The organism is Capnocytophaga cynodegmi (assembly GCF_002302475.1).
In the GTDB taxonomy this organism is placed as follows: domain Bacteria; phylum Bacteroidota; class Bacteroidia; order Flavobacteriales; family Flavobacteriaceae; genus Capnocytophaga; species Capnocytophaga cynodegmi.
In genome coordinates this window covers 1-15,361 of sequence record NZ_CP022378.1, presented here as the reverse complement: position 1 = coordinate 15,361, position 15,361 = coordinate 1, and the positions used below count along the sequence as shown (strand labels likewise).

At 34.3% G+C, this 15,361-nt stretch carries 12 protein-coding genes; 3 read left to right on the top strand and 9 right to left on the bottom strand.

The annotated features are described in order from the left end of the window. Positions 1-112 precede the first annotated feature (112 nt). The 3 genes from ychF (at position 113) to CGC48_RS00050 (ending at position 4,007) form a co-directional block, all read left to right on the top strand. On the top strand, positions 113-1,204 hold the full coding sequence (gene ychF, locus CGC48_RS00060) for a redox-regulated ATPase YchF (protein ID WP_095897273.1): 1,092 nt from the start codon (positions 113-115) through the stop codon (positions 1,202-1,204). A 156-nt stretch (positions 1,205-1,360) separates the two neighbouring features. Next, complete coding sequence (locus CGC48_RS00055) at positions 1,361-2,920, top strand: beta-N-acetylhexosaminidase (protein WP_095897272.1); 1,560 nt, start codon at positions 1,361-1,363, stop codon at positions 2,918-2,920. A 31-nt stretch (positions 2,921-2,951) separates the two neighbouring features. Then, positions 2,952-4,007 (top strand): endonuclease/exonuclease/phosphatase family protein, encoded by a 1,056-nt coding sequence (locus CGC48_RS00050; RefSeq protein ID WP_095897271.1) that lies wholly within the window; start codon positions 2,952-2,954, stop codon positions 4,005-4,007. A 41-nt stretch (positions 4,008-4,048) separates the two neighbouring features. On the opposite strand, the gene CGC48_RS00045 is transcribed toward CGC48_RS00050, so the two are convergent. The 9 genes from CGC48_RS00045 to dnaA all read right to left on the bottom strand — a co-directional run bounded on the left by CGC48_RS00045 (position 4,049) and on the right by dnaA (position 15,361). After that, complete coding sequence (locus CGC48_RS00045) at positions 4,049-5,677, bottom strand: RagB/SusD family nutrient uptake outer membrane protein (protein WP_095897270.1); 1,629 nt, start codon at positions 5,675-5,677, stop codon at positions 4,049-4,051. A 10-nt stretch (positions 5,678-5,687) separates the two neighbouring features. Continuing rightward, positions 5,688-8,807 carry a SusC/RagA family TonB-linked outer membrane protein gene (locus CGC48_RS00040; RefSeq protein WP_095897269.1) on the bottom strand — a complete coding sequence of 1,040 codons (3,120 nt, stop codon included), beginning with the start codon at positions 8,805-8,807 and terminating at the stop codon, positions 5,688-5,690. A gap of 291 nt (positions 8,808-9,098) precedes the next feature. After that, entirely contained in the window at positions 9,099-9,965 is an 867-nt protein-coding gene (gene speB, locus CGC48_RS00035; RefSeq protein ID WP_098029705.1) for an agmatinase, read from the bottom strand. Between the two features lie 38 nt (positions 9,966-10,003). Further along, complete coding sequence (locus CGC48_RS00030) at positions 10,004-10,972, bottom strand: polyprenyl synthetase family protein (protein ID WP_095897268.1); 969 nt, start codon at positions 10,970-10,972, stop codon at positions 10,004-10,006. 108 nt (positions 10,973-11,080) lie between these two features. Continuing rightward, positions 11,081-11,800, bottom strand: coding sequence for a YebC/PmpR family DNA-binding transcriptional regulator (locus CGC48_RS00025; protein WP_041991565.1), 720 nt, complete (start codon positions 11,798-11,800; stop codon positions 11,081-11,083). 60 nt (positions 11,801-11,860) lie between these two features. Further along, positions 11,861-12,511, bottom strand: coding sequence for a phosphatidylserine decarboxylase family protein (locus CGC48_RS00020; protein WP_095897267.1), 651 nt, complete (start codon positions 12,509-12,511; stop codon positions 11,861-11,863). A 94-nt stretch (positions 12,512-12,605) separates the two neighbouring features. Beyond that, positions 12,606-13,307: an SAM-dependent methyltransferase gene (locus tag CGC48_RS00015; RefSeq protein WP_095897266.1), complete on the bottom strand. Its 702-nt coding sequence runs from the start codon at positions 13,305-13,307 to the stop codon at positions 12,606-12,608. Between the two features lie 42 nt (positions 13,308-13,349). After that, positions 13,350-13,814, bottom strand: a complete 465-nt coding sequence (locus tag CGC48_RS00010; RefSeq protein WP_095897265.1) for a low molecular weight protein-tyrosine-phosphatase — start codon at positions 13,812-13,814, stop codon at positions 13,350-13,352. Positions 13,815-13,942: 128 nt separating this feature from the next. After that, on the bottom strand, positions 13,943-15,361 hold the full coding sequence (dnaA, locus tag CGC48_RS00005; protein WP_095897264.1) for a chromosomal replication initiator protein DnaA: 1,419 nt from the start codon (positions 15,359-15,361) through the stop codon (positions 13,943-13,945).

Here is a 15,361-nt window from a genome sequence, read left to right as displayed (position 1 = left end):
TTTTTGAGTTTCAAGATTTTTTCTTACTTTTGCAGGAATTTTAGTAAAAAGTAAAACAGCTAAAAATGAGTATTTTAAATCATCAAAAAGCTGTAAAACAGACAAACATAATATGAAAGCAGGAATTGTAGGGCTTCCTAATGTGGGGAAATCCACCTTATTTAATTGTTTATCAAATGCAAAAGCACAGAGTGCAAACTTTCCGTTTTGTACCATCGAACCCAATTTAGGGGTAGTAAACGTTCCCGACCCACGATTGGAAAAATTAGAAGAATTGGTAAAACCTGAACGTGTTTTACCTGCCACCGTTGAAATCGTGGACATTGCCGGACTGGTAAAAGGAGCCAGTAAAGGCGAAGGTTTGGGCAATCAGTTTTTAGGAAATATCCGTGAATGTAATGCTATCATACACGTACTCAGATGTTTTGAAAATGATAATATTGTTCACGTGGACGGAAGCGTAAATCCTATTCGCGACAAAGGTACTATTGATGTGGAGCTTCAACTCAAAGATTTGGAAACCGTTGAAAAGCGTCTTGATAAGGTAAATCGTGCCGCCAAAGCAGGAGATAAAAAAGCTGCCAAAGAACAAGAGCTTTTAAATCGAATTAAAACTACGCTGGAATCTGGAAACTCTGCAAGAGCTGTGCAAGTAGCTGATGATGAGCAGGAACTTATGGATTCTTTCCAACTGCTTACCGCCAAACCTATTCTGTACGTTTGTAATGTAGATGAGGCTTCTGCCAAAAACGGAAATAAATATGTTGACCAAGTAAGAGAAGCGGTAAAGGACGAAAATGCAGAAGTTATCGTGCTGGCTGTTGCTACCGAAGCGGATATAACTGAATTAGAGAGCTATGAAGAACGACAAATGTTTTTGGAAGACCTCGGGCTTGATGAACCAGGAGCTTCCAAACTAATTCGTGCAGCTTATAAGCTATTAAATTTGCAAACCTACTTCACGGCAGGAGTAAAAGAGGTTCGTGCTTGGACCATTCACAAAGGCGATACCGCCCCCAAAGCCGCAGGAGTTATCCATTCCGATTTTGAAAAAGGGTTTATCCGTGCCGAAGTTATCGCTTATGATGATTTTGTTACCTACGGAAGCGAAGCCAAAGTAAAAGAAGCTGGGAAAATGCGCGTAGAAGGCAAAGAATACATCGTGAAAGATGGCGATGTAATGCACTTCCGATTTAATGTGTAATTTTTAATATCAAATATAAAAAAGACAGCTAAAAAGCTGTCTTTTTTGTTTCTTTTTGTAAATTTGCTTCAACATAACTAAATCTTCAAATAGTATATATTTCATACTAAAAATCAGAATATTTCAATTTGCAGATTATAAATAAATTTACTTCTTATGAGCAAAAAGAAATTTTTTATCCTAATAGGATTCGTTTGGGTTTCATTTTTTACTTACGGTCAGAATGTTATTCCTTTTCCAGAAAATTATTTACAAGGAGAAGGCTATTTTGAATTGTCAAAAACTATAAAGATAGTTACTAATCTACCTAAAGAAAAAGAAAAGCGTTTAGAAGAATTTATCAATAAAAATCTAATAGTCAGTAATATACAAAAGAAAAATAGTATTATTGAGCTAAAAGTAACCCAACCAGAAAAAGAAGAAGAGGCCTGGAACGACCCCCAATTACAAGCCTATACCCTAAGTATAGGTATTGATACTATAAAAATCCAATCTCCTACCTCTATGGGTCTGTTTTATGGATTACAAACCCTTCGTCAGCTTACAAACAACGGAAAAATACATTGTGCAGAAATTATTGACAAACCCAAGTTTCGTCATCGTGGTCTGATGATAGATTGTTCTCGACATTTTTGGTCAAAAGAATTTATCAAAAAACAAATAGATGCTATGGCTTACCTTAAACTCAATCGCCTTCATTTGCATCTTGTTGATGGAGGAGGCTGGCGAATTGAAGTAACAAAATATCCAGATTTGATAAACAAAACTGCCTACCGAACTTCTTCAGATTGGGATAAGAAGTGGAAATACTGCTACAAAGGCACCCCAAACGCATATGGAGGTTATTACACAAAAGATGACATACGAGAAATAGTTACCTATGCTCAAAAAAACTATATTACAGTTATCCCAGAGATAGAAATGCCTGGACATAGTAATGAAGTTATTTATGCGTATCCTGAATTATCGTGTACAGGAAAGGGAGATGGCTTTGATTTATGTATAGGAAACCCAAAAACGTATGTTTTCTTAACCGAAGTGCTTCAGGAAGTAATAGAATTATTTCCTTCCGAATATATACATGTGGGAGGTGATGAAGCCTCAATGATGTATTGGAAAAAATGCCCTAAATGTATGGCTCTTTATAAAGAAAAAAATATGACCGAGATAATTCAACTTCAAAGCTATCTTATGGCGCGTATAGACGAATTCCTTACAAAAAAGGGTCGCAAAATGATGGGATGGGACGAAATTTTAGAAGGAAATCAAGTATCGCCAGGAGCTACAGTTCTTTCGTGGAGAGGTGAAACTGGAGGGGTTACTGCAGCAAAATTGAGGCATCACGCAGTAATGTCACCTTCAGAGTTTTGTTATTTAGATCAGTATCAAGACAATCCATCTACTCAACCTAAAGCTTTTGGTGGATACATTCCGTTAGAAAAAGTTTATAGTTATGACCCGATACCAACACAACTTAAAGATACTGAATACACAAAATACATAGACGGGATACAAGGAAATCTTTGGACGGAATACGTTGAAACTGAACAACACGCTGAATATATGATATATCCTCGCATAACAGCAATAGCTGAAATAGGATGGGGTTACAAGTCCAACTATACAGAATTCAAACAAAGAGTTATAAAAATGATGCAAATATTGAAATCTCTTGGATACAATTCTTTCGATATAACCAAAGAAGTTAGGAAATAAATAAAAACAAAGAATAATTTTTTGAAATATTATGAATAAGAGTTTAGCAATCTTACTACTATTTTTTATCCCGTTTGTACAGTCTTCTGCTCAATCAAAAAAAGATTTTGAAGTTACTGTTTTACAATGGAATGTTTGGCAAGAAGGAACAGTTATTTCAGGAGGATACGATGTCATTGTGGCTGAAATAGCACGATTACAACCTGATTTTGTAACCCTTAGCGAAGTACGCAACTACAATCAATCTAATTTCACAGAACGATTAACAAAATCATTACAAAAAAAAGGATTGACTTATTATTCTTTTTATTCAGATGATAGCGGACTTATAAGTAAACATCCTATAAAAGATTCGGTAGTGGTTTTTCCTGTCAATAAAGACCACGGAAGCATCCACAAATTAGTTGCAGAAATTAATGGATGTGAGTTTGCTATCTATACAGGGCATCTTGATTATTTGGATTGTGCATATTATAATGTTCGTGGTTATGATGGATATACTTGGAAAGAAACTTCACCTCCAACTTCTGTTAGTGAACTGTTACGACTCAATGATTTATCGTGGCGTGATGACCAAATACGAGTTTTTCTAAACGAAGCTCGACACGATATAGAAGCAGGACGATATGTAATTTTTGGAGGTGACTTCAATGAACCTTCTCATTTGGATTGGACAGAAGCAACAGCTCAACTCTACGACCATAAGGGAATGATTGTTCCTTGGACAATATCAAAATTATTGGAACAAGCAGAATATAAAGATGGTTATAGAGAGTTGTATCCTAATCCTTTAACACACCCTGGTTTTACATATCCTTGCTATAATGCAGATACAGACATCAAAAAACTTACTTGGGCGCCTAAAGCAGATGAACGCGAACGTATTGATTTGATTTATTATAAAGGAAAAGGAATTAAAGTATTAGAAGCTAAACTTTTTGGAACGGATAGTTCTGTTTGTCGGTCAAAGCCTATTAAAGATGATTTTCAGGACACAATTATAAAACCTTTGGGGATATATCCCAGCGACCATAAAGGGGTTTGGATGAAGTTCAAAATCACCCCTTCAAAAAAATCCAAAAGATAAAAAAAGTCACTCATTATGAGTGACTTTGTTAGTTTATTATTCTAAAAATTGCTACCTCCTGTATCCCACCAAAGGCGTGTGCCTGGAGAGTCTGCTCCTTTTAGTAATTGAATAGCTTTAGTTACTTCATCTCTATTATTCCCTGTTCGTTCATTTTGAGGAAAACGAAGACGACGAATCATTACCTTAGAGTCAATTTCACCACCACTATTATTAACTTCTATGGGAAGTAACTTAGGATAACCTGTTCTACGAAATTCAGCCCAAGCTTCTTTACCTTCAGGGAACATCGCAATCCATTTTTGCGTAATAATTTTCTCCAAATTAGTTTCAGGGTCTGCACTATTATCCCATTTTACAGTCACTTTTGAAGCGGCTGATACGTTATAATTAGCATTTTTAGGATCAACATAATCAGCTGGTTTATTAACATCATCTGTAATATAAGCTTTAGTAACTGGTAATCCCCATTGTTGCATAGAAATTTCTATACCCTTATTGTAAAGATTTTCAGCTGTTTCTCCCATATTATTCCAGCCTCGCAAAACTCCTTCTGCACGTAAAAAGTAAACTTCTGCTGCAGTCATTAAAGTGATGGGAGTAGAATAATAGTTAGAAATATTGAAACGATCGCCCAAAGTAGAGTAACCTGAACGTAAATCCTTACTAACAAAATTAATACCTTGACGAACACCTTTATACTTTCCTTTAACATTTACATTTTCATCTGTAGCTACCGAAAAATATTCAGATATACGAGGGTCTTTCAATCCTGTTAAAATAGATTCCATATCAGCACTCATACGCGTATCGTTATAATCATTAGCAAGGACAATAAGCGGATGCCCAATGTTGGTTGTAGGAACCATAACGTTATCGCTATTAGTTTCAAGAACACCATATTTATTACTCATAGCTTTTTCAGCTTCGGTTTTTGCTAAAGAAGGATTTACTTTTGAAATACGAATAGCTAATCGTAATCGTAATGAATTAGCCCATTTCAGCCATTTTTCGTAGTTACCCTTATAAATAAGATCAGCATTTCCCAAACTATTGATATCTTTATTCTTTTCAAGGTGGTTAGTTAGATATCCTACAGCTTCGTCCAATTCTTTAAAAAACTGATTATAAATATCTTCTTGAGAATCATAGGGAGTTGTTATTCCTCCTTGCCCATATTTGGAATAAGGGATTGGTCCATAAAGGTCAGTTGAGCGATGAAGCCCTGCTACTTTCAAAATTAGAGCCACTCCATAAACGTCCAACGACTCGTTCAAATCCAAGGTTTTTGCTTTTACATTAAGCCAAGGTTTCAATATGTTATTATTGTAATAATCAAACGCATAATGATTCCAGTTTTCCATCATATAATAATTAGCGTTATAAACATCTCCATTAAAAGGTGTAGGTGGTGTAAGATATCCACTGAATATATCTGCGTTTAAGTTTTGTATAAGTTGAAATTCCCAATCACCACCACTATTATTATAATATATGGATTGTTGCATTTGAGAAATAAATGCTTTTAAGTGAATCCAATCAGCTTTTTTGAGTTCTTCTGTAAGTGCAAAATCATCTCGATTGTACTCATCGAAGTTGCCTGTACAACTACCTACAAAAGTTGCAATTGATATGGCAGTTAATAATATTATTGAAGTTATCTTTTTCATTTTGTTGTAATTATAAGTTAATATTAACGCTAAAACCTATACTCCTGGAAGCTGGTATACTGAAATTATCAGTGTTTGAAGCTCCATTTATTGAAGTAGAAAGTGTAATTTCGGGATCGTAAGGAGCATCTCTGTAGAAAAACATCAAATTGCGTCCAATGAGTGATAAACGGATATTTTCTATAGGTTTCAATCTATCAATGATAGATTTTGGAAGGGAATAGGATAGTGAAAGTTCCCTAAGACGTACATTAGTTGCTGAATAAACAGAAGTTTCCCCCGAAGGAGCTATTTTGTAATATGTTTGAGCGTTTACTAATCCATCAAAATCACTTGTGGTTACCACATCTGCATTACCATTAGTTTTGACTGTTTGTGTTAGAATACCCTTTATTGGAACTCCTCCATTGTCACGAGCATCTGCGGTACGTTCAGTACGTCCGTAAGAGTCCAAATAATGTTGTGTGGTAGAAATTACGTTTCCTCCAAAACGACCATCAATTAAGAAACTAAGAGATAAATTTTTATATGTAAATTCATTCTTGAATCCTAACAGAAACTTAGGATTAATATTTCCTATGTGCTCATAATCATCACTTTGTTGTAATTGAATTCCTTTATCAACACCATTATCAATGGTTTGAGTAAGAAGGATATTACCTTTATCGTCCCTTTTTAAACGTTTTTGATACATACTTCCCCATTCCTGACCTTCATAAAGTCTTATAAAATAAGTGTTACCATTCAAATCAAATCCCTTATCAGCGTACTGAGAAGGTAATGTCATTACAAAATTTTCATTTAAGGTGTAGTTAATAGTTCCTGTCCAAGAAAAATCTTTGGTTTGAATAGGTATGAAGCTGAGAGTAGTTTCCAGTCCACGATTTCTAATTTTTCCTGCATTAATATAATAACTGGAATATCCTGAACCAGAGGTATTAGCTACTTCAAAATACTGATTTTCTGTAATAGTTTGATAAACAGCCGCATCTAAGGTTAAACGACCAGCAAACATACGTAAGTTTATTCCCGCTTCGAGTGAATTTGAACGTTCTGGTTTCAAATCATCAAAAGGTTTTACTGTATTAGCTACGATAACACCTCCTTTTTTCAGTCTGTCGTATGGCTCTGTAAGTCCCCAAGGCATATCGTTACCTACCTGCGTCCAAGAAAAACGAAGTTTACCAAAATCAAGCCAAATGGGTTTAGCTTCTGACTTGTTTAACATTTCAGTAAACACTATTGATGTTCCTAATGAAGGATAAAAATAACTTCGATTGTTTGCGGGTAATGTAGAAGACCAATCGTTACGTCCTGTGACATCTAAAAACACCATTTCGTCATATCCCAAAGAAACTGTTCCGAAAACTGATTGTAACTGACGATGTGTTCTTGTAGGTGTTATTCCTCCATCAATACCTGTATAATTTCGAAGATCAAATAAGTTAGGAATAACTAAATTTCCAATTAAAACATCTTTACCCTCGTACTTTCTGTCTGTAATACTTGATCCCAGAGTTGCACTTACTGAAAAATGTTCAAAAGATTTATTAGCAGATAAAAGTGCATCGGCATAAAGCAAAGCATCATCTGTTGTATTGTAATCATAACGTCCATTGGCTCCCGCTATTGTAACAACACCTGAATGGATTTTCCGTTCGCCAATAGTAGCAGTTCTATCGTAACTTCCACGTAATTGTAGATTTAACCAAGGTGTGAAATTGAGTTTTGTGTTTAACTTAGCGATTACTTTCTCTACTCCAAATGAATAATTATGACGATTGATAAGCCAATACGGATTTTTGTAAACATCTTCTTCATTAATCCAATTCATTGTCATCAATCCATTCCGATTAGGATTAGAGATTTCATACGCATCTCGATACTGATTAAAAACTGATGCCCCCGCAGGAAATGAATATAATCCTACTATAGGGTTATAATAACGTCCAGGAGCCGTTGGAGCGTGTTCAGTATCTTGCTTAGTAAGAGCAATACTTCCGTCTACTTCTACGAAATTATTAAATAAATTTGTTGTAGAACGTATACTCAAATTGTGCTTTTTAAATTCGTTCATAGGCATAATACCTGATGCAGAAGTATTTTGATAAGACAAGAAATTTTTTGAAGTATTACTCCCACCGCTTGCTGAAATCCCATTTTGCATCATAAATCCCGTATTGAAAAAGTCTCTCACAAAGTCATTACTTAGGTCTTCAGTAGTACGAGCAGCTCCCCAAGCATCTCGTGTTTGCTGATTCACACCATTAGTTCCCATTGCATAACGATCTTGAAACTCGTAAGTTAGATAAGGAATATCAGCCTGTACCGATGAGGTGACTGAAACAGCCATCTTTTCTGATTTCCCTCGCTTAGTGGTAATCAATATTACTCCATTCGCAGCTTGACTACCATATAAAGCCGCTGCAGTTGCTCCTTTCAACACGTTAATACTTTCAATATCTTCAGGATTAATCCCCGCCATACCATCACCAGTATCAACACCTCCACCAAAACCCCATTCAGCTCCAGTAGAAGAAAAAGAAGCTGTGTTTATAGGAGTTCCGTCAACAACATACAAAGGTTGATTATTCCCCTGTATGGAACGATTACCACGAAGCACAATTTTAACAGAACTTCCTAATCCTGAACCTGAACCTGTTACAGTCATACCTGCAGTTTTACCAGCTAGAGTATTCAAAACATTGCTTGAAGGAACATCAGTAAGTTCCTTTCCTGAAACACTCTGCGTTGCATAAGATAAACTTTTTTCGGAACGTTTGATACCCAAAGCAGTAACCACTACTTCGTCAAGTTGTTGAGTTTCTTCTTTCAAGATTACATTAATGATTTGTTTAGAATTTGCTCCAACCACTCTTTGCTGCGATACAAAACCAATAGAACTAAATTCTAAAATTTCATTTTGGACAGCTTCAATGGTGTATTTTCCATCAAAATCAGAAGAAACTCCCTTTGCTGTTCCTTTAATAATAATACTTACCCCTGGTAAGGGCATCGCCTTCTCGTCTGTAACAGTACCTGTTACAGATACTTTCGTTTGTGCCATTATAGAACTAAAAAATAATCCTAAAACAAATGAAAGCAGTAAAATTCTTTTTGTTTTCATCATTTTTTGCTTATTTATGTTAATTAATAAAATTGAGGACTAAATTAATATATTTTTTTACATTTACAAAATAAATAGAAAAAAATCGAAATTATAAAACTAATATACGAAATAAAAACACTTCGAAATGCTTCATTATTTTATAATATGAAAACAAAATAAGCAAATAAAAAAGCACACAAATCTTAATCATCAAAATGTCCTTATTGTAACTAATTTATACGAATTTGCATAAAAATAAAAAATCCTCTTTAAAAGAGGATTTTTTCATATTATTAATAAAAAGCTATTTTTCTACTTTCTTTTCATTTTATATTTGAAGTGATACGCTAACATTTTATAATACAATTTTGCAGCCAGAAAAGCAGTTGGTTTAGCCATTGGGCTATCCATAAGTTCCACAATATCAAAAGCTACAACATTGCATTTTTTGAAAACTTTACGTAACAACTTCAATGTGGGATACCATTGTAGTCCGCCTGGTTCTGGAGTACCCGTTGATGGAGCTATTGAAGGGTCAAAAGCATCTAAGTCAATAGTTATATACACATTTCCAGAAACTTTGTCCAGTACATCATCTATCCAATTTTTATTTTTAGCAATTTCGTGAGCAAAAAATACGCGTCCTTTAGGCAAATATTGTTTTTCCTCTGCATCCATTGAGCGAATGCCCACTTGTACCAACTTATGCTTTTGATTGGCCTCAAAAACAGCACAAGCGTGATTAGATGTAGAGCCGTGAAATTCAGGACGCAAATCTGTGTGAGCATCTAACTGAAGTACTGTTAGTTTCTCATACTTCTCCCCTACTGCACGAATTGAACCAATTGAAACAGAATGCTCCCCTCCGAAAAGTGTAAATAATTTATCTTCGTGTTTTAAGAGTTCTTTCGTTTTTTGATAAACTGCCTCAGTCATTGCTTCAGGAGAACTATTTTCTGAAATTTCTCCTGCCATATAAACTCCATTTAAATACGGCTCTGAATTTGTTTCAATATCATAGAGTTCCATATTTTCAGAAGCATTTAAAAAAAGTTCTGGACCTTTATCTGCACCTTTTCCCCAAGTTGATGTTCCGTCGTAAGGAACTGTCACCAACATTACTTTCGAATTTTCAAAAGTTGCATTTTCTTCAGGAATTCCTGCGTATGTTCTTTCTATCTTTTCCATATTTTAGATAATTTTATTGCAATTCTTACTTATATTTTTCTATCCATCAAATCAATAGCAAATTTTCTGATTTCAATCTTCTTATTTTCAGGAATATTCAATCTTTCGAGTGATTCCAAAGATTTTTTTGTATGTTTTTCAATTTCTTTTTTTACAAAATCAGTAGCTTTGGTTTTTATGAAAATTTGTTTTACTCTTTCAACTTTATCAGGGTTTTCTTCTGTATTATTATACAAGAAATGTAATTCACTTTTCATTTCATTATCAGATAATTCCAGAGCTTTCAAATAAAGCATTGTTTTCTTATTTTCCATTATATCACCACCTATTTGTTTACCAAAAGAGCTATCTCCAAATGCATCAAGATAATCATCTTGAAGTTGAAAAGCCAATCCTAACTGAACCCCAAAGTCATACACAAGTTTCTTGTTTTCCTCAGAAGTTTCTGCCACAATTGCTCCCATTTGTAAAGCAGCTCCCACTAACACAGCGGTTTTATATTTTATCATCAACAGATATTGCTCAGTTGTTACATCATTCTGAGTTTCAAAATCCATATCCAATTGCTGTCCCTCACAAACTTCCAAAGCTGTTTTGCTAAACAATTTTGCTAACTCCTGAAAAATAGTTGGTTTATAATTTTCAAACAATTGATAGGCAATGATTAACATTGCATCTCCTGATAGAATTGCCGTATTAGTATTCCACTTGCTATGAACTGTTTGTTTTCCTCTTCTTAAGGGTGCATTATCCATAATATCATCGTGAACCAATGAGAAATTGTGAAAAACCTCTACTGCCAAAGCTGCGTGAAGAGCCTTTTTATAATCTATTCCAAAAAGATCTGCCCCCATTAATGTTAAAATAGGACGAATCCGTTTTCCTTCTAATCCCAAAATATAATGCATTGGTGCATATAGATTTTCAGGTTTTGTTTTAATGACTGATTTTTCCAGATGATTTAAAAATACCTTTTTATAATCTTCTATAAATGACATAATTATATATGTAATAAAATAAAAACTGCCAAAGAAAGCCTAAACAGCGATCTTTCACAGTTTTTGTATATTAGTTTTGAATATTCACAAATTTATTTGATTAGAAAATCAAGCCTCAGCTTCTTTCATAGTGTGATAGACATTTTGGACGTCATCGTCCTCTTCTATTTTTTCAAGAAGCTTTTCTACATCAGCTTGTTCTTCAGCAGATAATTCCTTAGTTACCTGAGGGATACGATCAAATCCAGAAGATAAAATTTCTATGTTTCTACCTTCCAGTTCTTTCTGGATAGCCCCAAAACTTTCAAAAGGTGCGTAGATATGAATTCCGTCTTCATCAGCAAAAACCTCCTCTGCTCCAAAGTCAATCATTTCAAGTTCAAGTTCTTCTGGGTCAATACCTTCTGCATTTACTCTAAAATTGCAGGTATGGTCGAACATAAATTCAACTGAACCAGAAGTACCAAGAGTTCCGTTACATTTATTAAAATAGCTACGGATATTTGCTACTGTACGATTGTTGTTATCGGTCGCCGTTTCAATCAAAATCGCAATTCCGTGAGGAGCGTAGCCTTCAAAAAGAACCTCTTTGTAATTTGCGGTATCCTTTTCAGACGCTTTTTTGATAGCTCTTTCTATATTTTCTTTTGGCATATTTGCCGCCTTAGCATTTTGAATTACAGCTCTTAATCTTGAGTTAGACTCAGGATGAGGACCTCCCTCTTTCACTGCCATCACGATGTCCTTTCCAATACGTGTAAATGTTTTTGCCATCGCAGCCCAACGCTTAAACTTTCGGGCTTTTCTAAACTCAAATGCTCTTCCCATAAATTTCTTTTACTTTTTTCTAAAAAATTAAATTAAAAAATAATTTCTGTGTTTAACTTCCTATTTTTCAGCTATTACATCAACGCCTCCCTTAACAGTTTGCCCTAGCTCGATATTTATCTTTGTTCCTAAAGGGAGGAATAAATCCACACGTGAGCCAAATTTAATGAAACCAGCATCAGCTCCCTGAATAGCCACATCTCCTTCTTTTGCATAATTCACGATACGTTTAGCCAAAGCTCCTGCTATTTGTCTATATAATACCTTTCCAAATATTTGATTTTCAACAACAATTGTAGTTCTTTCATTTTCTTCAGAAGCCTTCGGGTGCCAAGCTACCAAATATTTTCCAGAGTGATACTTACTAAAAATCACTTTTCCCCCTAAAGCATAACGAGTTACGTGTACATTGATAGGTGACATAAAAATAGAAACCTGCAAACGCTTATCTTTAAAATATTCTTTTTCCTCAACTTCTTCAATAACCACAACTTTTCCATCTACTGGTGCAATTATATGATTATCATTCTTTTGCGTAAATCTTTTAGGATTTCTAAAAAACTGAAGTACTAACACCAATAATACTATTGCGACGGCTTGAATGAGTTTCTGTAGCCAAAAAATATCAACAAAAAAATGAGCTAATAATGCAACTCCCACAGTTATTGCAAAAGTAACAAGAATTATTTTAAAACCTTCTTTATGAAACATATATGTAAAATTTTCAAAAAAATCAATTTAATGTGTAAGAAGAAAAACTTTTCGGCAAATATATAAATAAAAAATTGAAAAATACGAATATTTTTTAACTACCTATAATAAAAATAGCAGGTCGTTTTTGAAAGGAAATATTCGTTTTTCGCCACTGAGCTATAGTTTGAGTTTTTATTTCCTCAGTTTCCAAACTAATGTCACAAGCAACACATAACATAGTTGTTGGCTGTAAAATTTCTTTTAAATCAGCGAACATTTTATCATTTCTGTAAGGAGTTTCAATAAAAATTTGAGTTTGATTACTCTCTACTGCTTTTTTCTCGAGAGATTTCAATGTTTTTCTTCGATCTGATTTATCAATTGGAAGATAACCATTGAAAGCAAAACTTTGTCCATTTAGTCCACTTGCCATCATAGCCAATAATATAGAAGAAGGGCCTACTAAAGGAATCACTTTAATTTGCTTTTTATGAGCTATTTTGACAATTTCCGCACCTGGATCTGCAATTCCAGGACACCCTGCCTCTGAAATAATTCCCATCGAAAATCCATTTGTACAAGACTCCAGAAAAGAAGGCAATTCATCTGGAGAAGTATGTTTATTAATAGTAAAAAAGACTAACTCTTGTTGTGATTTATCGGGAGCAATTTGTTTTATGAACTTTCTTGCTGATTTTTCATTTTCCACAATAAAGTGTTTCAATGAACGAACAACACTCTCAATCTGATTTGGTAAAACCATATCAGCGGAACTCTCTCCTAAAAAATTAGGAATCAGATAGATACTCGACATAAATTCAGAAAACTAAATATGGAATAAGTTAAAAATGATACTTTAGTGAATACTTTTTAACTTTTCACTTATCACATCACAAGCCTCGTCAATCATAGTAAATACAGCTCGAAAATCATTTTTATCTCCATAGTATGGATCGGGAACTTCTTTCAAGGTTGCTTTGCCAAGCGTATCTAATAAAAAAGAAACTTTTTCTCGATGTTTGGCATTTTCTGTCAATTCACAAACGTTAGCATAATTGCTTCTGTCCATTACAAAAATGTAATCAAATTTATCAAAATCATCAACCGAAATTTGACGCCCCTTTAGGTTAGAGATATCAATTCCATTTTTACGAGCGACTTCTATGGAACGACGATCAGGAGCTGCTCCTACGTGGTAGTTTGAAGTTCCTGCAGAATCTACCTCAAACTTCTCAGAATCAAGTTTTGACCTTAAAACCCCTTCTGCTAATGGAGAACGACAAATATTCCCTAAGCAAACCATTAATATTTTTGTTTTCATTTAAAATTTTATAGTAAGTTTAAGCATCGCAAAGTTACATTTTTTATAAAGAAAAACAAATTAAGTTACGCTTCTTTGCAAATTCTTCATATAAAAAATCCCAAGCTTTTGAACTTGGGAATATAATTTTAATTGGATATTTTCAAAGTCAAATCATCTACATATTTTTTGAATTCACGATCAGTTTCCGCCAGATTTTCAACCGTCTTACAAGCGTGTAAAACAGTTGCGTGATCACGTTGCCCTATTTGTGAACCAATAGTGGTAAGTGAATTTTTAGTGTACTTCTTAGCAAAAAACATCGCCAACTGACGTGCCTGTACTATATTTCTTTTACGTGTTTTTGATTGCAATGCTTCTAAATCTACTTGAAAATAATCTACAACTATCTGTTGTATTTGGTCAATAGTTATTTCTTTTCTATGATTTTTTATAGATTTTTCAATAATGCTTTGAGCCAATTCAATTGAATATTCCTTACGATTGAAAGCAGCTTGAGCTATCAATGAATTGCTAACTCCTTCTAATTCACGTACATTAGTTCTTACATTATGAGCTAAATATGCAATAATTTCATCACTAATTTCAGCTCCATCTGTGTAGAACTTATTTTTTAAAATTTTATAACGAGTTTCATAATCAGGAGCCTGTAACTCTGCGGATAGTCCCCACTTAAATCGTGATAGCAGTCGCTGCTCAATATCTTGCATATCCACAGGAGCTTTGTCTGATGTCAAAATAACCTGCTTATTATTTTGATGCAAATGATTGAAAATATGGAAAAATGCATCTTGAGTTTTTATTTTTGATGATAAAAATTGGATATCATCAACAATAAGCACATCAATTAACTGGTAAAAATGGATAAAATCATTCAATGTATTTTTATCCTTGTCTTTTGACATTGTAGCATTTACAAACTGTTGCGTAAATTTTTCAGCGGAAACATACAACACCTTTTTCTTAGGATGTTTCTCCTTGATTTCCACGCCAATAGCGTGAGCTAAATGTGTTTTTCCAAGTCCCACACCGCCAAAAATGAACAAAGGATTGAATGATGTACCACCAGGTTTGTTAGCTACAGCTATCCCTGCAGAACGAGCCAAGCGATTGGAAGCTCCCTCAACAAAATTGTCAAAGTTTTGATTGAGATTAAGCTGTGGATCAATTGTAATCTCGCGAATTCCAGGAATAATAAATGGATTTTTAAGCTCTGGATTTTTGTTTTGAACAGATACAGTTACTGATTGTTTTGCCAATTCAGGGCGGTTTGTACTTGGTACTTGCTCCTTAACAGAAGCATCTATGATGTACGTTAATTTAGAATTAGCTCCCAGAGCAAAAGTCAATGCCGATTTAAGTAATGATATGTAATTTTCTTCCAAAAACTCGTAGAAAAACTTACTTGGAACTTTGATTTTAAGCGTATTACCTTCTAATCCCACAGGCACAATAGGAGCAAACCAAACATTAAATGGCTGCTCATCAATGTTGTCTTTAATAAAATCAAGACACCTACCCCAAACTTTTTCGGCTAAATCTTTCAT